Consider the following 19,186-nt stretch of genomic DNA (forward strand, 5'->3'; position numbering starts at 1 on the left):
CCGAGCCCTGTGTAAAATGCCGGATGGCGGCGTGACCGCCTTATCCGGCACAGGCACAACGTTCACGCAGGTCCGGTAAGCGCCGCGCCATCGGGCAAAAGCGAATGACTTACTGCGGCATCGCGTCGTGCGGAATAATCGCCCCACGGTACTGAATCACGGTGCTGGCCGTCAGGTGCCCACGCTTCGCGGCATCCGTCGCGCTGCCGCCCGACAAACGAACGGCCAGATAACCGGCGCTGAAGGAGTCGCCTGCGGCAGTGGTGTCTATCACTTTCTCTTTCGGGAGTTTGACCGCCGGAACGTCAATGAGCGCCTCGCCCTGAATCGAGACCAGGCAAGAGTCCGCCCCGCGTTTTACCACCACTTCCTGTACGCCTGTCGCATGGGTGCGGGCAATGACCTCTTCCACCGGTTTCTTACCCCATAGCGCGTCTTCATCGTCCAGCGTCAGGAAGGCGATATCGGTACATTCCAGCATCTTTTGATAGACCTGCTGCGTTTCTTCGCGACTTGTCCATAAACGCGGGCGATAGTTATTATCAAAAATCACTTTTCCGCCGTTGTCGCGGCATTCACGCAATAAAGACAGCAGCTTATCACGGCTGGCCGGGCTTAAAATCGCGAGGCTGATGCCGCTCAGGTAGAGGTAATCGAAGGTCGCCAGCGACTTACAGATAGCCGCCGTCTGCTCGCTCTCCAGCCAGAATTTCGCCGCCGCTTCGTTACGCCAGTAGTAGAAGGTACGTTCGCCAGTGTCGTCGGTTTCGATGTAATAGAGACCTGGCAGACGATTTTCCATCCGCTGCGTTAGCGATGTATCCACATTTTCATGCTGCCACGCCTCCAGCATCTGTTGGCTGAAACTGTCGGTACCCAGCGCCGTCACATAGTGAACGGTCAAGGCGGCAGAATCGACCTGACGGGCAATATAAATGGAGGTATTCAACGTGTCGCCGCCGAAGCCGCGCTGAACATCAGCGCCTTTCTGCGACAGTTCAATCATGCATTCGCCAATCACGGCAATCTTTTTAGACATAGTCGTGAACCTGATCTGTAAAAATTAGCGTTAGTGTGCGCTGTGGATGTTTAGTGGTCAATCATATTAAAACATCGTTCCATTATTTTTTTGAGCCAAAACGTATTTCTGACAGGTTTTCGTAACCTGTTTTTATTTTGCCTGGGACCGAGGGTAAAGTTCTCTGCCTGAACGCCGGTAACCTTTGACGAGTCCGGACAGTCACACTCCCATTAACAGGACAACTGAGATGATAAAGCAGGTTATCCAGCAGCTAAACGTTCCTGATGCAGGTATAGAGAACTTGCAGGAACGGCGCTATTGGCTGCAATGCGAGCGTGCCTATACTTACCAGCCGATATACCAGACGAATGGCCGTCTGATGGCGGTTGAACTTCTGACTGTCGTAACCCATCCTGATAACCCTTCCAGACGTATTGCCCCGGATCGTTATTTTGCGGAATTAGCGGTTCGACACCGCATTGACGTAGTGAAAGAACAACTTCATCAGCTTGAACAAAAAGCGGATTTTTTCACTTGTCATCACTTATTGGCATCGGTCAATGTCGACGGCCCTACGCTGATTGCCATGCGACAACAGCCGGACATTCTGGCAACGATGGAACGCTTACCCTGGCTGCGTTTCGAGCTGGTGGAACATATTCGTTTACCAAAAGACTCCTCTTTCGCCTCGATGTGTGAGTTCGGCCCGCTATGGCTGGATGATTTTGGTACTGGTATGGCCAACTTTTCAGCGCTGAGCGAAGTGCGGTATGACTATATTAAAGTGGCGCGAGATCTGTTCGTCATGCTGCGTCAGACCCCGGAGGGGCGCAACCTGTTCATTCTGCTGCTGCAACTGATGAACCGCTACTGCCGCGGCGTTATTGTCGAAGGCGTGGAAACGCTGGAAGAGTGGCGTGATGTACAGCGCTCACCCGCCTTTGCCGCCCAGGGCTATTTTCTTTCCCGACCCGTGCCGCTGATATCGCTCGAAGAGGTAATTTTGACCTTGTAACGCCAGACTGTTCCCCGTAATACGTGGTATTACGAGGCGCGGTCGTCCTCCTTTTTCGTCTGACTGGACTATCTTTAGGACAGGCAAGGGAAGAAGTGAGGAAATAACACATGACTAAAGCAGGCAAAATAACCGCCGCCATCACAGGGACTTTCTTGTTGTTGATCGTCATAGTGATTGTGTTGATCGCAACATTTGACTGGAACCGCCTCAAACCGACCATCAACCAGAAAGTCTCTACCGAATTGAACCGGCCTTTCGCTATTCGAGGCGATGTAGGTGTGGTGTGGGAACGCCAAAAACAGGAGACCGGCTGGCGAAGCTGGGTACCATGGCCACATGTTCATGCGGAAGACGTCATTCTCGGCAATCCGCCGGATATTCCGGAAGTAACGATGGTGCATCTGCCACGCGTTGAGGCGACACTCGCCCCGCTGGCGCTCCTGACCAAAACCGTCTGGCTGCCGTGGATCAAACTGGTGAAACCCGACGCGCGTCTTATTCGCCTGTCCGAGAAAACCAATAACTGGACCTTTAACCTCGCGCAAGACGAGAATACGGACCCCAATGCTAAACCTTCCGCCTGGTCCTTCCGGCTGGATAATATTCTCTTCGACCAGGGGCGAATCGCGATCGATGATAAGGTCAGCAAAGCGGATATCACTATACTGATAGATCCGTTGGGCAAACCGTTGCCGTTCAGCGAAGTGACGGGAACGAAAGGCAAAGAGGACAAATCCAGCGTGGGCGACTATGTCTTCGGCCTGAAAGCGCAGGGGCGTTATAACGGGGAGCCGTTGACCGGTACGGGGAAAATAGGCGGTATGCTGGCGCTACGCAGCGAAAGTACGCCTTTTCCTGTGCAGGCCGATTTCCGCTCTGGCAATACGCGGGTGGCTTTTAGCGGCGTGGTGAACGAACCAATGAAAATGGGCGGTGTCGATCTGCGGCTTAAATTCTCTGGCGATTCACTGGGCGATTTATATGATTTAACCGGCGTGCTGCTGCCGGATACGCCGCCGTTTGAGACCGATGGGCGATTAGTGGCGAAAATTGACGCCGAAAAGTCGTCGGTATTTGATTATCGTGGTTTTAACGGGCGTATTGGCGACAGTGATATCCACGGCTCCCTCACTTATACCACCGGTAAACCGCGTCCTAAACTGGAAGGTGAGGTCGAATCGCGCCAGTTACGACTGGCCGATCTTGGGCCGCTGATTGGCGTGGATTCCGGGAAAGGCGCTGAGCAGTCGAAACGGTCTGAACAGCGCAAAGGCGAGAAGAATGTTCAGCCGGCGGATAAAGTGTTGCCTTACGATCGCTTCGAAACCGACAAATGGGACGTCATGGACGCCGATGTCCGGTTTAAAGGCCGGCGTATTGAGCATGGCGGCAGTCTGCCGATTAGCGATCTTTCGACCCATATCATCCTGAAAAACGCCGACTTACGTCTACAGCCGCTGAAGTTTGGTCTGGCAGGCGGCAGTATTGTATCCAACATCCATCTGGAAGGGGATAAAAAGCCGATGCAGGGGCGGGCGGATATACAGGCACGTCGGCTGAAGCTTAAAGAACTGATGCCGGATGTGGAGCTGATGCAGAAAACGCTGGGCGAGCTGAACGGCGATGCGGATATTCGCGGCACGGGCAACTCGGTCGCCGCGCTGCTTGGCAACAGTAACGGTAATCTCAAGTTATTGATGAATGACGGATTGATTAGCCGCAACCTGATGGAAATCGTGGGGCTGAACGTCGGCAACTATATTGTCGGGCAGATTTTTGGCGATGACGAAGTGCGGGTTAACTGTGCGGCGGCGAATCTCAATATTGCGAACGGCGTGGCGCGACCGCAAATTTTTGCTTTTGATACGGAAAATGCGCTGGTTAACGTGACCGGTACGGCGAGTTTCGCCTCTGAACAGCTTGATTTAACCATTGATCCGGAAAGTAAGGGGATTCGTATTATTACGCTGCGATCGCCGCTTTACGTGCGCGGGACATTTAAAAATCCGCAGGCGGGCGTCAAGCCCGGTCCGCTGATTGCGCGCGGCGCGGTTGCGGCAGCGCTGGCGACGTTGGTAACGCCCGCTGCCGCGTTACTGGCGCTAATTTCGCCGTCTGAAGGCGAAGCCAACCAGTGCCGGACGATTTTAACGCAGATGAAGCAGTAACGTGAAACGTAGCGCCGGATGACGACGCAAAACGTCTTATCCGGCCTACGTCGCGCCATCCGGCCGCCCTATTACAGCGACTGGTGGCGCGTCTCATGGATTAATAGCAACGCAATCAGCGTCAGCGCCGCCATTGACGCCAGGTAAACTCCTACCGCCGCCAGCCCGTAGTGGCTTTGCAGCCATGCGGCAATATACGGCGCGACGGAAGCGCCCAGAATCGATGACACATTGTAGGAAAACGACGCGCCGGTATAGCGCACTTCCGTCGGAAACAGCTCCGGCAGTAGCGCTCCCATTGGGCCGAAGGTCAGCCCCATCAGACTCAAACCTAACAACAGGAACACAAATACCAGCGCCGGATTGCCTGAACCCAGCAGTGGGGTAAAGGCGAACAACGCGAAGAGAATGATGAGCGTGGTAATGATAACCATGCTTTTCCGACGGCCAAATGCGTCCGCCAGCAGGCCGGCGACGGGCACCATCACGCCGAAACCCATCACCGCCATCATCAGCATCCACAGTATTTCATTGCGCGGCAGGCCAAGTCCCACCGGTGCGGCGGCGGTGCTGTAAGTCATGGAATAGACGGTCATGATATAGAACAGTGTGTAGGTCGCCAGCATGATAAACGTGCCGAGAATGGTTACGCGGACATGTTTCGTCAGCAACGTGCCCAGCGGTATTTTCACCTGCTTTTTCGCTGCGGCCACTTTCGCAAACACTGGCGTTTCATGCAGCGACACGCGCACATACAGACCGATAATCACCAGCACCGCCGAGAAGATAAACGGCACGCGCCAGCCCCAGCTCATAAACTGCTCATCGGTCAGCAGCCAGGAGAGTAACAGGAAGGTGCCATTGGCAAAAAAGAAGCCGATCGGCGCACCCAACTGCGGGAAAGATCCATACAGCGCGCGTTTCCGCGGCGGCGCATTCTCTGTCGCCAATAACGCTGCGCCGCCCCATTCGCCGCCCAGCCCCAGCCCCTGGCCGAAACGCGCCAGCGCCAGCAGCAGCGGCGCGAAAATACCCATCGTCGCGTAGCCCGGCAACAGACCGATAATGACTGTTGAGATCCCCATCGTCAGCAGCGAAGCCACCAGCGTGACTTTGCGGCCTACCCGGTCGCCGAAATGACCGAATAGCGCAGAGCCAATCGGACGCGCCACAAACGCGATAGCGAAGGTGGCGAGCGATTGTAGCGTTGCCGCAGTGGGATCGCCCTGTGGGAAGAAGATATGGGGGAACACGATCACCGCTGCGGTGGCGTAAATATAGAAGTCGAAGAACTCAATCGCGGTGCCGATAAGCGAGGCAATAACGACTTTATTGCGTGAGTTTACCGGAACATGTTCCTGTTCATGGTCGAGTGTTGTGGCGGTTGCTTGCATACTATTTTCTTATTTTTAGCGAACGAATAGCCATATTACGCACAGCAAAAGTTATATTTCAATGTGTAACAAAAGCAAAAGATGGTCAAAAAAAGCGCAAAAAGGGGATAATGTTTAAGCCAGCCATTTTGCGTCTATGAAATGCTTCACATAATTTTAAAATTAGTGAATAAGACTGGTTTTTGGTTAAATAAAAGTTAATTACTGGATTTATATGCTGAAGCAATGGGATGTGGCGGAAGGACGTGCCTGATTGTACCGCTGGGTACGCTTTGCTTGCCCGGCCTGGGTCCACACAGCAGTAGGCCGAATGACGACGCCGTGCGTGCCATCCGGCAGCAAGTCGCAGATTAGCGTTGCGTTTTACCCGGCATTCGCGGGTCGTCCTTGTATTCGGCGGTCGCTATCCAGGCCGCGCAGAATAACGTCAGGCGAGCAAAAAAGTAGAAGAATGCCATCAGACCGAGTACGGAGCCAAACGCCGCGCCGGAAGGCGATTTCACCAGCGATGGCAGCGTATAGGTCATAATGATTTTAATCACCTCAAAACCGATAGCGGCGATAAATGTCCCGCGAATCAATGCCTTTTTACGTGGACGATGGCGAGGCAGTCGCCAGAAAATCCAGAAAAAAAGCAGATAGTTGGCAAAAATAGAGATTGCCAGACCGATCAAATGCCAGGCTGGTTTTAACCATTCGATGCTGTCGAGATATAAGGCGGAGATAATCATCTGCTGGGCGGAACCGGCGATGGAAGTGATGGAAAGCGTAATGATTAAAGCGACCAATAATCCAATCAGTGAGATAAAATCGCGCAGATATTTGAGCCAGATTTTCTCCTGGTCCTGCGGCGTTCTCTCCCAGACGTCCCGTGACTGGGCGCGAATCGCTTCTCGCAGGTTGCCCATCCAGTTAACGCCGGAATAGAGCGCGATACCCAGTCCGACCAGCCCAACCGTGGTACGCTGTTGAACCGCCGTAGTAATCGTGTTCTTAAGCGTGGACGCCAGCGTAGGATCGCTCACATTCATCAATATCTTGCTGAAAATATCTTCCAGTAGATTAGGGTGCGAGGCGAGGATAAAACCTGCTGCGGCAAAGGACACCATCATTATCGGGATCATCGACAGAAACGAGAAGTAGGTGATAGCTGCGCCAAACTGATTGCCCAGTCGATCGTTAAAACGTTCGGTCGCGCGAATGAGGTGGGCCACCATCGGTTGACGCTGAATTTTTTGCATCAGGGTGGTGACGGCATGCAACGCCTGATTTGCCTTTTCGTTTTTTTCCGGCGCATCTTGCGGCTGCATTTCTATTTTTTGTATCGGGTCGTGTTCCAGTTCCTGAATAGGGCGTTTTACGTCATTTTCCTGCGTCATCAGGTCGGTAGTCCTTCATCATTAATAGAGTAGTCAGTATAGCTTCTCCCCGGCTGATGCTGAAAACGCGGCTACTCTGCGGCCTCTTTGATAGTCTCGGTCAGCCATACCATAAACAGATGTATCCGGCGGGAAAGATTACGGCGATGAGGATAATGCAGCGTTACCGGCAGTGGAGCGGCGCGATATTGCGGCAAAATTTCAATGAGCGTTCCGGCGCGTAAAGCCTCACGCACAACAATGCGCGGCGTCTGAATGATCCCTAACCCTGCCAGACAAGCTGCATGCCAGGTCTCCGTACTGTTTACAGTTAGCATTCCGCCGGTTTTTACCCACTGTATACCGTGGGAGGTTTCGAAGGCAAAACCCGGTGAAGAGGCTCCTGGCGTCAATGAATAATGCACCACCGCATGCGAGGCGAGATCGTCAAGGTTTTCCGGATACCCAAAGCGCGCCAGGTATTGTGGACTGGCGCAGTTCACCCTCGTCAGTTTGCCAAGCGGGCGCGTTAATATCCCTGGCGCGTGTAGCGGCTCTGTACGCACCACGCAGTCGAAATCTTCCCGTAGTAAATCAACCTGTCGATCGCTACTACAAAGTTCCAGTGCAATGCCGGGATAATGATGTAAAAAAGTGGGCAGGCGCGGCATGATTAGGCTGTTTGTGAGACCCGGCGGTATATCTATTCGTATTTTGCCGCTGATACTGGCGGGGTCAGGCTGAAAAAGGCCTTCCAGTTCATCCAGGTTACTCAACAGATCTTTTGCCCGTTCGTAGTAAGCCATTCCGTCCTGCGTAAGCTGTACCCGCCGGGTGGTGCGGTGGAGCAGGCGCGTGCCCAGTTGATTTTCCAGCGCTTGTATCTGCCGTGAAACGCTGCCTTTGGGGAGGCCGACATCCTCTGCTGCGCGGGAAAAACTTTCCCGTTCCGCCACGCGTACAAACAATTTCATTGCATATATTTTATCCATCATCAGGCTCTATTATTGTTTTTATTGAAACAGTGACGCTGAAGCGGCTGGTTTTATTGATTTTCTAGCATCTAATAAGCACTTTCGCAATCATTGTCCGCGTGACGAATAGGTCTGATCACGCTGTGCAACGGATTTATCCCTTCAAGTCAGGTTGTGCAGCGCCAAAAAGTCGTTAAACGGGACGAGGGCGGTAAAATGCGTCGATAAAAGTGGGTGCGGCAGGGCGGAAAATGTGCGTGGATAGACGGTATTTGAATTGACCCATCGTCGCAGTTTTCAGGGCTGACCGGTTATTTTTTAACGCGGTGTGCTAATTTATATTTTGTAACATACCAGATGGAAGACAGATGTTTCTTTTGCGGCGCGCCAGGCATATTCTTCTTGATAATTAATATTAAAGTTAGCGTTTTATGTTGTTGCTAATAAGATATTCCTTAAATTAAAGCGCTAATTCTGGCTAATTATGTAATCCCGATGTTGAAGCTGTAAATATTCATAACCCCTCTCTTCCTCAACTAATGGCTATCGGTAAAATGGTCTATGCCAAATGGCGACTTCTTATTTTACCCTACGGGGAATACCCTTCCTCATCTTGAGTCTATTATTTTACTGAGGCGGAGAAAAGTAATGCAGGTAATCATGTTTGACAGGCAGTCAATATTTATTCATGGAATGAAAATCAGTTTGCAGCAACGTATTTCAGGAATAAGTATTCAGAGTGTCGGTCAGGCAGAAGAACTCTGGCAAAAAGTAGAAAGCACGCCGGATGCGCTGATCATGCTGGATGGCGGCCTGGATGCTGAATTTTGCCGTGAGGTGCTACAAAGAATCGCGCGGCAATTTCCTGAGGTGAAGATTATTATCACGGCGATGGAAGGCAGTCAAAAGTGGCTGCATGAAATGATGCAATTTAACGTTCAGGCCGTGGTGCCGCGTGATTCTGATGCCGATACCTTTGCCCTTGCGCTCAATACTGTCGCTCGCGGGATGATGTTTTTACCGGGGAATTGGTTAAATTCAACGGAACTGGCGTCCCATGATATAAAAGCGTTAAGCACCCGCCAGCGAGAAATTTTACAGATGCTTGCCGCAGGAGAATCAAATAAACAAATTGGTCGGGCGTTAAATATTAGTACCGGGACGGTTAAAGCGCATCTTGAGTCGCTTTACCGGCGGCTGGATGTGAAAAATCGTACTCAGGCCGCCATGATGTTAAATGAATCGAATTAACAACGTTAAATTTACAGTCCGCAGATTCCTCACTGTGAAATATCACTCGTATTAATTAATGATAAAAAACGCTGATGTCCGATGCTGAACATCAGCGCAATAAGCGTTTCGTGTTGAAACCGATCATTAAGCTCCGGCAGGCAGGTCTGTAGCAATTTATCGCAGTTATTGAGGTCATCCAGCAAGAATGCCTCCGCCTGTTCGGGCGTAATGAACGTCAGTGTTTCATCCGGCGTCAGCATATGTCCGTAACCAATCACCCAATCCCCCTGTCGATCGCGATACTTTTCCAGCGACAGACCTTGCCACTGTTTAATAAACGCGATGCAGGCGGAACTAAAGCGAGATGAAATGTGCGGCATGGCGTCTTTCTCATAAAAATCGCGATTATAAAGTGTGCGGCAAGCATGACCAGTGGTCAGAGGGCCAAACGCTGGCAGGGAAAAGGTCTATACCGTTCAGCGTAACGCCACGTTGACAGAATGAAAAGCTGATGTTTTAGGTTAGCAACCGATCTTCTTATAAATTTGCAATGATTAAGATTAAGTCACTGAAATGTGGCTAAATCTGTTATATCTATGAAAAAACATAATTAAAAGAAAACTAAGATCTCGTCGCGGGATCGTCTTTTTAGGGAAGATAATGACGAATAGCGCTTCGCAGGCGACACATGCGCCTTTTGAACATAGCCTGGGGATTATCCGCCAGGCGTCAATGGAAATACTGCTGCTGCTGGGTGTTCATACCGCAGAGGGAAAAGAGCCTCGGTGGTTCATGGAACAGCTTGAGCAGGCGCGCCTTAATCTGGGCGGTTGGGGCGCGGTGGCGAAAAAATTGCGGATAAATGACGCGCAGTTGAGCCAGTTTATGCTGCAACTGCGTCACCTTCAGCAGCATGTCCCCCAGTATGACAGCGGGCAAGAGGTCACAGAAAATCAACTGCTTGCCGCGTTGCGTTTTGTCACCTCGCTGGAACATCTACGTCAGCAACAGCCGCTACTGACGTATCAAACTGAACTGGAAGAACCCGACCAGGAGGCGCATCTTGAGGCGCAGCGTCAGCTTCGGGCGATAGAGCTGACGTTAAAAGCGCTTATTGCGCGCGCATGGCCGGATCGGGCGTCTCTGAATCACTACCTTAAACAGCATTTCGGCCCGGACCGTTTGCGCCAGTGGTTAAAACAGGGAGAAGATCAACATGCGCTGGAAGGCATGTTGTTCAGCGAGCTGGCGCTCATGGTGGTCGATAAGAAATTGTTTGCCCGTCATTACGTCAGAATTTTTAATGACGCCTCGGCGTTGACGCTGTTCGCCGAGTCGCGCACCACTCTGCGTATGTTTCTGGATGATTGCCGCCTCGCGCGAAACGAGGTTATCGCCAGGCAGCCGCTCACCTCAGCGCGGCTTATGCTGCTAAACGTTCAGTATCAGCAAATCGTTCGACCCATCCAGCGCGCCTATGCCGAAAAGCGTACTCGCGTGAATCCCGCTTCGTTTCTGCTGGCGGATGAACGGGAATTGCGTCAGTTCTGGGAAACCGCACGGCTTAAAGATCGACAGGCCGGAGGAGATAAGCATGAGATTAGTGAGAGCATAGAGCCGCCGCGTAAACGGCCGCCGCGCACGCCTGAAGAACGTGATCAACTGATTTCCGGCGCTTTGTGGGGCGGGGTCGGCGTAATGACTCTGGCGATACTGGCGGGCGTATTCTGGCTGTTCAGTTCGCCCCCGCCGGGCGACGGGGCCGGGCAAACTCTCGCGATTGCGCAGGATGAGCCGCCACGCGAGGCGCCCTCCGCGCGGGAAACGATCACCCATATGGGTATTACCTGGGATACGTATAACATGCGGGCGGCGATAGATCGCAATGATACGCGGGTGACGGCGCTGTTCCTACAGGGCGGAATGAACTGGCAACTCGCGTGGACGGAGCAAGCGTTTGCGGCGGGACATACCGAGGTGCTGCAACTGTTGTTGCGTTATCCCGCGCTGATGGATGAGGTAAAACCTTGCCGACGATTTATCACAACGTTAAGCCACGCCATGTCGAGCGGCGCGCCGCTGACCGCGATGCATAAAACCTATTTGCAAACGTTTTGCACCGTTCCGGCCGTTGTGACGCGCCAGCAGCACGATACGGAGCAGGCCCGATTACGCGCTCAGGCCCGACCCAGCGCAGACAATAAAAAATGGTTTAAAATTCAGTCAGCCATTTATGATGCGATTCACTGAGGCCGGAGCAGGTTAAGGCTCTCCATAAAGGCCAATCAGGCGGCGCACCACGCCATTGGTCCAGCCGAATCCATCCTGTAGCGGATACTCACCCCCGCCGCCTTCGCGGGGCGTACCGCCGGAAATATGGTATTTCTCAATCAGTTTATGGTGCTCCTGATAAAAATGGTTCACCGTTTTTAACCAGTTATGGGCGATTTCATCGCCCAGCATATCGTCGCCATACAGTTTGAAGCCCTGGATCGCCATCCATTGCAGCGGCGCCCAGCCGTTCGGTTTATCCCACTGTTCGCCGGTTTCGTATTCGGTCGCCATAATTCCGCCGGGCGTTAACAGGCGGCTGCGTACCACATTTGCCAGACGGTCGGCCTGTTCATGGTTTGCCATACCGACATACAGCGGCACGATACTGGCGGCGGAAAAGAGCGCCATTTCTTCGCGTCGCCAGTCATAGTCCCGATAACAGCCGTTTTCATCATCCCACAGATAATGGTTCACGGCGGCGCGGCGATCGCTGGCTTTCTGACGAAATAGCGCTTCGGTGTCACGTTCGCCTTTCAGCGCTGAAATATTGGCGATGGCGCTCTCCAGTTTGTACAGAAAAGCGTTCAAATCGATGGGGATAAACTGGGTTGTGCGTATGCTGGCAAGCCGACCCGCATCGCGTAGCCAGCGTGAAGAATAGTCCCATCCGGACGCTGCCCCGGCGCGTAAATCCCGGTAGACTTCATTGGGCGGACGGCCGGAATGTTTCGCGGTTTCGACATCTTCCAGCCACGACTCGTCGCGCGGCGTGTCGCGATCGTCCCAGTAGCGGTTCAGCAGGGAACCGTCCGGCATCCGCACAACGTGGCGATAAGCCTGGTTGAGCGCCAGTGATTCGGCGCCGTCCATCCAGAAGGCGTATTCCATTTTGAGATGGTCGAGATAACGCCGCGCGCCGCGCACGCCGTCTTCTTCAAACAGTTCAACCATCAGGGCAAAAACTGGCGGCTGGGAACGGCTCAGGTAATAGGTCCGGTTGCCGTTGGGAATATGCCCGTAGTTTTCAATCATCCAGGCGAAATTATCCGCCATACATTTAAGTAAGTCTTCGCGCCCGCTTTCCGCCAGACCCAGCATGGTAAAATAAGAGTCCCAATAATAGGTTTCGCTAAAACGGCCACCCGGCACGATATAGGATTGCGGCAGGGCCAGCAGCGAAGACCACGGAATATGATCCTGCGGTTCGCGCGTCAGTATCGGCCAAAGCTGGTCAATATGTTCTTTGAGCGAGTTTTCGGGGTTAGAGACATACTCGCTGGATAAGGTTTCCGGTAGCCAGAAATGGTTTTCGACGAAGCGGCGTAAGTCAAAATCACGGTGGCGTCTGACCTTACGGTAGCGGATCAGAATATCAAGCGGGTCCATCTTCGGCGCGCAGTCCGGGAACGTTTTACTGTCTGGAAACAGTTTTGTTGACTGTACATGCTCGAACAGTTCGAGATACCGATCGGCAGGGGTCAGGGCGTCAGAGGCGGGAAGCCCCTCGATCATCTCCGGCTCCGGTTCTGCCTCGATCATTTCATCCAGCTTTAACTCGCACGGGTCTGTTTCATAAAGCAGATCGACATCAATAGTCAGATCTTCAGAAGGCGTGGGGTTTAATTTCTGGTTGAGCATAATGACAAGGACCTCCGGCTTGCGTCGTAAAAGATACGGGTGTTGCCCGGCTGTCTATTAAGCGTAGACATTCGCTTCGATACCTGGGTTGCAAAGTGTGCGGTAGATCACATTTTACAATTTACCTGCCAAGAAAAATTATTAATAACTTAATGAATATTATAGTGAAAAAACTGTTTTCATGACGCCTCCCCCAGACCTAAAATCAGAACATTCGTTTCGCAGCGGTATAACTACGTAACCGCATGGCGTGGATTCACAAGCAAAGGTAACATAAATAGTTATAATACAGGCTATGGCATTAAGATAATACAAATGGATACAAATGATCGAGCAACCCGACAGTAATAGCGCCAAACCGCTTTATAAGCAGCTTGAAGCCGCTTTAAAAGAGGCTATTGCGCGTGGAGAGTATAAACCAGGCCAGCAGATCCCGACGGAAAATGAGCTGAGCGCGCGCTGGCAGGTGAGTAGGGTCACGGTCCGTAAGGCGCTGGATGCGCTGACGCGTGAAAATTTGCTGACCCGTGTGTCCGGCAAAGGCACCTTTGTCTCCAGTGAGAAATTTCAGCGCAGTATGACCGGCATCATGAGTTTCAGCGAGTTATGCCAGTCCCAGGGACGTCGCCCGGGGTCACGCACCATCAAATCCGTTTTTGAATCGGTAGACGATGAGACAAAAGCGTTACTGAATATGAACGATGGCGAAAAAGCGGTCGTCATTGAACGTATCCGCTATGCCGACGATGTGGCGGTATCGCTGGAAACCGTACATCTTCCCCCACGTTTCGCGTTTTTACTGGAAGAAGATCTTAATAATCACTCTTTGTATGAATGCTTACGCGAGAAATACCATTTATGGTTTACCCACTCCCGTAAGATGATCGAACTGGTTTATGCCAGCTTTGAAGTCGCCCATTATCTCGGCGTCAACGAGGGTTATCCACTGATCCTGATAAAAAGTGAAATGATTGATAACAAAGGAGAACTCTCCTGCGTTTCGCAACAGTTGATCGTCGGCGATAAAATACGCTTTACCGTATGATGCCAGCGTTACGGTAACGGAGAGCAGGCTGAATCGGGAGCCAGATCGCGGCTCCCGATTTTTTTTGATTTTCATCTTGATCAAATGTCTTTAAATGCCGTATAAAAATGACAATACATTATGAGTCATTTGTGGCGAATCCTCGTCTGTATCATTGATGGAATCAGAGGAAAGCATGATGGGTATGAAAGAGACAGTTAGCAATATTGTGACCAGCCAGGCAGGCAGAGAAAGGGGGCGTTAAACACCTCTATTACGTGGCGTGCGGCGGTTCTTATGCGGTGTTCTATCCGGCAAAAGCATTTTTAGAAAAAGAAGCGAAAGCGTTGACTGTCGGTCTGTATAACAGCGGAGAATTTATTAACAATCCGCCAGTAGCACTGGGAGAAAATGCCGTTGTGGTTGTCGCCTCTCACAAAGGTAATACGCCAGAGACAATTGAAGCGGCTGAAATCGCCCGTCAGCACGGCGCGCCGGTCATTGGTTTAACCTGGGTGATGGATTCACCGTTGGTGGCGCATTGCGACTATGTGGAAACGTACACGTTTGGCGACGGTAAAGATATTGCCGGCGAGAAAACGATGAAAGGCCTGCTGAGTACGGTCGAACTGCTCCAGCAGACGGAAGGGTATGCGCACTACGACGATTTTCAGGATGGCGTCAGCAAAATCAACCGTATCGTCTGGCGCGCTTGCGAGCAGGTTGCGGAACGCGCGCAGGCGTTCGCTCAGGAATATAAAGACGATAAAGTCATTTACACATTTTGCAATCGGGTATGGCGGAACCCGATAAAGAAAGCGTGCTACGCGCCCTGCGGCAGGGCGGGAAATCGGCGGCGCAGGCTCGGTCTCGGTACGCAGCGACGCGGGGATTAAAAAAGCGGAGAAAGCCGGGATTATCGTGGTGCGCGCTTCCCGCACCGGAAATGGCGTAGTACCGCTGGATAAAGGACAGCCAGGGCTGGTGTCTGATTCGCTCAACCCGGCGAAGGCGCGGGTCTTGTTGATGACGGCATTAACTCAGACGCATAATCCGGAACTGATCCAGAGTTATTTCAGTACGTATTAACCATGAAGGCCTGTGCGCCCATCCTCTAAGGTGGGCGCACAAGATATTAACGCATGGTAACAAACTCTTCTGACGCGGTCGGGTGGATGGCGACGGTATTATCGAAGTCTTTCTTGGTAGCACCCATCTTCAGCGCCACCGCGAAGCCCTGCAACATTTCATCCATGCCGAAGCCGATACCGTGGATACCCACAATTTTTTCTTCCGGTCCGACGCAGACCAGCTTCATACGGCACGGTTGGCGGTGCGTCGTCACCGCGGTATACATGGCGGTAAACGATGATTTATAGACTTTCACCTGCTCATCGCCGTACTGCTCGCGCGCCTGCGGCTCGCTTAAACCGACAGTGCCGATAGGCGGATGGCTAAAGACCACGGTCGGGATGTTGCTGTAGTCCAGATGCTCGTCCGGCTTGTTGTTAAACAGGCGTTCGGAGAGACGGCGGCCGGCGGCGACCGCGACTGGCGTTAACTCCACCGCGCCGGTGTTATCGCCAACGGCGTAAATGCCCTCTACGTTCGTGTTCTGCAACTTATCAACGATGATGTAACCTTTTTCATTGGTTTTCACGCCCGCTGCCGCCAGATTAATATTGTCGGTCGACGGTTCGCGACCAATGGCCCAGATCAGGCAATCAACGGTTTCAGTGCGGCCATCTTCCAGTTCCAGAGTCAGACTGCCGTCGGCGTTTTTCACCACCGCTTTCGGCACTGCGTGAGTATGTAGCTGCGGGCCTTCGGCGTTCATCACCTCAACCAGCGTTTCGCTAATCATCGGGTCAAAACTGCGCAGCGGCGCATGTTTACGGACAAACAGATGCGTTTTCGCCCCCAGCGCGTTGATAACGCCAGCCAGTTCAACGGCGATATAACCTGCACCTACGACCGCGACGCGCTCCGGCAAGGCAGGCAGCGCAAAGAAACCGTCGGAATCAATGCCGTATTCCACGCCAGGAATCCCTGGATGGCTCGGACGGCCGCCGGTAGCGATCAAAATATGATCGGCGGTGATAGTTTCGCCGTTCACTTCAATGGTTTTGGCATCGACAAAGCGGGCAAAGCCTTTAATCACATCCACGTTATTTTTGCCCAGCACGTTGTCGTATGAAGTATGGATGCGGTCAATATACGCGGTACGGCTGGCAATCAGCTTGCTCCAGTCGAACTGATTAATCGTGGCGTCAAAACCGTAGTCCGGGCCATACAGATGAATCGCTTCACGAATCTGCGCGGCATGCCACATCACTTTTTTCGGCACGCAGCCCACGTTAACACAGGTGCCGCCCAGTTCTTTGGCTTCGATGAGCGCGCATTTCTGGCCGTACATGGCGGCGCGGTTAATCGAGGCGATACCGCCGCTGCCGCCCCCGATAGCGATGTAATCATAGTGTTTGGTCATGACCGCTCCTTTATGTTCGTTGTCGGACGGATAGATTCTGCGCTACCCGCCAAAATATTCGCGATTGTATACCTGAAGGTGAAAGGTTCCACCGATGGCTGTGATTACTCCGGCACGATCCAGCTTACCGAAGTGTGCCCATGACCGTTCGGCGCCAGCCTGCTGTGCAGCCACGGTAGCACGTTGTTCATCTGCTGCTCCAGTTTCCACGGCGGGTTAACCACGATCATACCGGACGCCGTCATCCCGCGCTGATCGCTGTCCGGGCGGATCGCCAGCTCAATTTGCAAGATTTTACGGATGCCGCTGGCCTCCAGATCATGGATCATGCGCTTAATCTGCTGACGGAGTACCACCGGATACCATAGCGCGTATGTACCGGTGGCGAAACGTTTATAACCCTCGCTGATGCCGCTGACTACCGCCTGGTAGTCGGTTTTAATTTCATAAGGCGGGTCAATGAGGATCAGACCGCGGCGGGAAACCGGCGGCAATTTGGCTTTCAGTTGCTGATAGCCGTCGGCGCGTTCCACGCGCGCGCGGTTGTCTTTTTGAAACTCCGCGCGCAACAGTGGGAAGTCGCTGGGATGCAATTCCGTGAGTTGCAGACTGTCCTGCTCACGCAGCAACTGGCGGGCGATTAACGGAGAGCCCGGATAGTAGCGTAACTGCCCGCTGCGGTTGAAATGTTTTACGACGCTAATATACGGCTCCAGTTCGGCGGGCAGATCGTCCTGCTGCCAGATACGGGCGATGCCTTCCAGATACTCTCCGGTACGTTCAGCATGTTCGCTGCCCAACTGATAACGCCCCGCGCCCGCGTGCGTGTCCAAATAGAGAAACGGTTTTTCTTTCTCTTTTAGCGACTCGATGATCAGGCTCTGAACAGTATGTTTAAGGACATCGGCGTGGTTGCCTGCGTGAAAGCTGTGACGATAACTGAGCATGGATACAGATATTCCGGGAAGTAAACAAGTTAACCGATAGTTTACCGCAGATCCGCGCAGATTACCCCAGTACCGCCATGTTGTTTCGCGCGTTGTGAAAGTATTGCAAGACGTGTTCGTATCATCAAACCGTCAAATGAGCAGGCCAGCATCGCCTGTGGGCAAGGTAGTGGTTTTGACCTGGCGTTATTTTTAATGAAAGGAACCATAATGAAACTACACATTACTGTACTGGCGTCATCTCTGGCGCTGGCGCTGCCGGTACTGGCGAAAGATATTCCCCTGTCCCAGGCGGAGTCGATAGCGAAAATCGTGACGCCCGACTCGGCGAGCGTCGCCTTTAATGACCTTGAGTTTCAATGGCTGACACAGTTGCGCAAGGCATTACAAGGCGATGCCGCCGCGTTGACTCGCGACGCCCTGGCTCAGATGCGACAAAATTCCGTCCAGGCGGATAACGCCTGGTTACAGGCTAGCGGTTATGATTTTCATACCACTAAGAATCAACAGGTGGGAATTACCCTGCTTTCCGCCTTCAATACATTGCCGGAAGCAGTATTGAAAGACAATCTGGCGACGGTGACGGCGATTAATCACGATGCCGATGTTAATACCCGTCACCAGGCGCTGGCGGATGCGGAAAGCGTGGGCTATCTCTATTTCCTGAGCGACGCGATGGGGCCGCGGCTGGGGCGGGCATTTCTTACCGCTTATGATAAAGGTGAGTTGGGCAAAGCGGCGGCGCTGATTAAAGCCTCGGAAGTCAGCACCAGCGCGGCGAAAAAATATTTTCACTACCCGCGTCCTTTCCAGGTGCCGGGTAATACTATCCATCTGACGCCGGACGATGTGGTGGTAAAAGATGGTCATCCTTATACCGCGGGTGGCGGTTCTTTCCCCAGCGGTCACACGAACGTCGGTTATACGGATGCGCTGTTGATGGCGGAAATGATCCCGGAACGCTTTGATGCGCTGGTGATTCGCGGCGCGCGTTATGGCTATTCCCGCCTGGTCCTTGGCGTACACTATCCGCTGGATGTGATGGGCGCGCGGATGGTCGCGCAGCGTAATGTCGCGCACTATCTTAACGATCCGCATTATCGTACGTTGTTCAACGAAGCTCGCGCTCAATTGCGCGAGGCGCTGGTGAAAGAGTGCGGTACGACGATTGTCGAATGCGCGGCATCGGCCGGAAAAGACGATCCGTACCGCGATCCGGCCATGCATACCTTTTACCGTTTCACCATGACCTATAACCTGCCGCAACAGAAAGGCGAGCATCAGCCGCTGAAAATACCAAAAGGTGCGGATGTTCTGCTACAGGCCGCGCTACCGAATTTTTCAACGGCACAGCGTCAGGCGCTAATGGAAGAGACGGCGTTACCGGCAGGATATCCGTTATCGGGCGAGACCGATGACCAACAGTTCTGGCAGCGTCTGGATCTGGCCGCTGCTTACGAGATGGCGAGAAAAATGCGCTAACGTTGTCACCCGGCTTATAAAGCGTAAGCCGGGATGATGTTTAAGGGGCGGCTTATTGCAGCGATACCCACGTCTGTACGCTGTCCATCATTGAAATTCCCCTCACTATCCCCCATTCTAGATCTCATCGCGAGAGCGCCAAAAGCGCGCTCCACTCACCTTCTTCT

14 protein-coding genes and 3 pseudogenes are annotated in these 19,186 nt (G+C 52.7%); 9 read left to right on the top strand and 8 right to left on the bottom strand.

All coding sequences use genetic code 11. From position 1 onward, the window contains the following. Positions 1–109 precede the first annotated feature (109 nt). Positions 110–1,039 (bottom strand): sugar kinase, encoded by a 930-nt coding sequence (locus ACE15A_RS00995; protein ID WP_053508009.1) that lies wholly within the window; start codon positions 1,037–1,039, stop codon positions 110–112. A 229-nt stretch (positions 1,040–1,268) separates the two neighbouring features. Between ACE15A_RS00995 and pdeH the strand changes: the two genes are divergently transcribed. Continuing rightward, positions 1,269–2,036, top strand: a complete 768-nt coding sequence (gene pdeH, locus ACE15A_RS01000) for a cyclic-guanylate-specific phosphodiesterase (protein WP_023247784.1) — start codon at positions 1,269–1,271, stop codon at positions 2,034–2,036. 110 nt (positions 2,037–2,146) lie between these two features. Next, entirely contained in the window at positions 2,147–4,207 is a 2,061-nt protein-coding gene (locus tag ACE15A_RS01005; RefSeq protein ID WP_053508008.1) for an AsmA family protein, read from the top strand. Positions 4,208–4,278: 71 nt separating this feature from the next. On the opposite strand, the gene ACE15A_RS01010 is transcribed toward ACE15A_RS01005, so the two are convergent. The 3 genes from ACE15A_RS01010 to ACE15A_RS01020 all read right to left on the bottom strand — a co-directional run bounded on the left by ACE15A_RS01010 (position 4,279) and on the right by ACE15A_RS01020 (position 7,951). After that, positions 4,279–5,601 (bottom strand): MFS transporter, encoded by a 1,323-nt coding sequence (locus ACE15A_RS01010; protein WP_023247786.1) that lies wholly within the window; start codon positions 5,599–5,601, stop codon positions 4,279–4,281. Between the two features lie 350 nt (positions 5,602–5,951). After that, the gene (gene yhjD, locus ACE15A_RS01015) at positions 5,952–6,980 is read right to left on the bottom strand and encodes an inner membrane protein YhjD (RefSeq protein WP_023247787.1); all 1,029 of its coding nucleotides are present in this window, start codon (positions 6,978–6,980) and stop codon (positions 5,952–5,954) included. Between the two features lie 71 nt (positions 6,981–7,051). Then, positions 7,052–7,951: a LysR family transcriptional regulator gene (locus ACE15A_RS01020; protein WP_053508007.1), complete on the bottom strand. Its 900-nt coding sequence runs from the start codon at positions 7,949–7,951 to the stop codon at positions 7,052–7,054. 630 nt (positions 7,952–8,581) lie between these two features. Here ACE15A_RS01020 and ACE15A_RS01025 point away from each other — a divergent pair. Then, positions 8,582–9,184: a response regulator transcription factor gene (locus tag ACE15A_RS01025; protein ID WP_053508006.1), complete on the top strand. Its 603-nt coding sequence runs from the start codon at positions 8,582–8,584 to the stop codon at positions 9,182–9,184. Between the two features lie 29 nt (positions 9,185–9,213). Here ACE15A_RS01025 and ACE15A_RS01030 read toward each other — a convergent pair whose 3' ends face one another. Then, positions 9,214–9,546 (bottom strand): glycoside hydrolase family protein, encoded by a 333-nt coding sequence (locus ACE15A_RS01030; RefSeq protein WP_023247790.1) that lies wholly within the window; start codon positions 9,544–9,546, stop codon positions 9,214–9,216. A 280-nt stretch (positions 9,547–9,826) separates the two neighbouring features. On the opposite strand from ACE15A_RS01030, the gene ACE15A_RS01035 reads away from it, so the two are divergent. Further along, a complete protein-coding gene (locus tag ACE15A_RS01035; protein WP_053508005.1) occupies positions 9,827–11,416 on the top strand; it encodes an STY4199 family HEPN domain-containing protein in 1,590 nt (529 codons plus the stop codon). 12 nt (positions 11,417–11,428) lie between these two features. Here the strand turns inward: ACE15A_RS01035 and ACE15A_RS01040 are convergent, their stop codons facing one another. Further along, positions 11,429–13,078: an alpha,alpha-trehalase gene (locus ACE15A_RS01040; protein ID WP_000934254.1), complete on the bottom strand. Its 1,650-nt coding sequence runs from the start codon at positions 13,076–13,078 to the stop codon at positions 11,429–11,431. Positions 13,079–13,403: 325 nt separating this feature from the next. Between ACE15A_RS01040 and ACE15A_RS01045 the strand changes: the two genes are divergently transcribed. From ACE15A_RS01045 to ACE15A_RS01060, 4 genes and pseudogenes are all read left to right on the top strand, one after another. Next, complete coding sequence (locus ACE15A_RS01045; protein WP_023176266.1) at positions 13,404–14,123, top strand: GntR family transcriptional regulator; 720 nt, start codon at positions 13,404–13,406, stop codon at positions 14,121–14,123. A 175-nt stretch (positions 14,124–14,298) separates the two neighbouring features. Continuing rightward, positions 14,299–14,884 (top strand): annotated as a pseudogene (gene fraB, locus ACE15A_RS01050) (6-phosphofructose-aspartate deglycase); the annotation flags it as partial. Next, a pseudogene (locus ACE15A_RS01055) lies at positions 14,878–14,985 on the top strand (fructoselysine 6-kinase); the annotation flags it as partial. The pseudogenes fraB and ACE15A_RS01055, both read left to right, overlap by 7 nt. Next, a pseudogene (locus ACE15A_RS01060) lies at positions 14,958–15,191 on the top strand (L-asparaginase); the annotation flags it as partial. The pseudogenes ACE15A_RS01055 and ACE15A_RS01060, both read left to right, overlap by 28 nt. Before the next feature lie 46 nt (positions 15,192–15,237). On the opposite strand, the gene gorA reads toward ACE15A_RS01060, so the two are convergent. Next, the gene (gorA, locus tag ACE15A_RS01065) at positions 15,238–16,590 is read right to left on the bottom strand and encodes a glutathione-disulfide reductase (RefSeq protein WP_053508004.1); all 1,353 of its coding nucleotides are present in this window, start codon (positions 16,588–16,590) and stop codon (positions 15,238–15,240) included. Positions 16,591–16,694: 104 nt separating this feature from the next. Continuing rightward, complete coding sequence (locus ACE15A_RS01070; RefSeq protein WP_023247796.1) at positions 16,695–17,537, bottom strand: 23S rRNA (adenine(2030)-N(6))-methyltransferase RlmJ; 843 nt, start codon at positions 17,535–17,537, stop codon at positions 16,695–16,697. A 210-nt stretch (positions 17,538–17,747) separates the two neighbouring features. Between ACE15A_RS01070 and ACE15A_RS01075 the strand changes: the two genes are divergently transcribed. After that, entirely contained in the window at positions 17,748–19,019 is a 1,272-nt protein-coding gene (locus tag ACE15A_RS01075; protein ID WP_023247797.1) for a phosphatase PAP2 family protein, read from the top strand. The last annotated feature ends 167 nt before the right edge of the window (positions 19,020–19,186 follow it).

Origin of the sequence: Salmonella sp. HY31 (assembly GCF_042604575.1) — a bacterium.
Lineage (GTDB): Bacteria > Pseudomonadota > Gammaproteobacteria > Enterobacterales > Enterobacteriaceae > Salmonella > Salmonella diarizonae.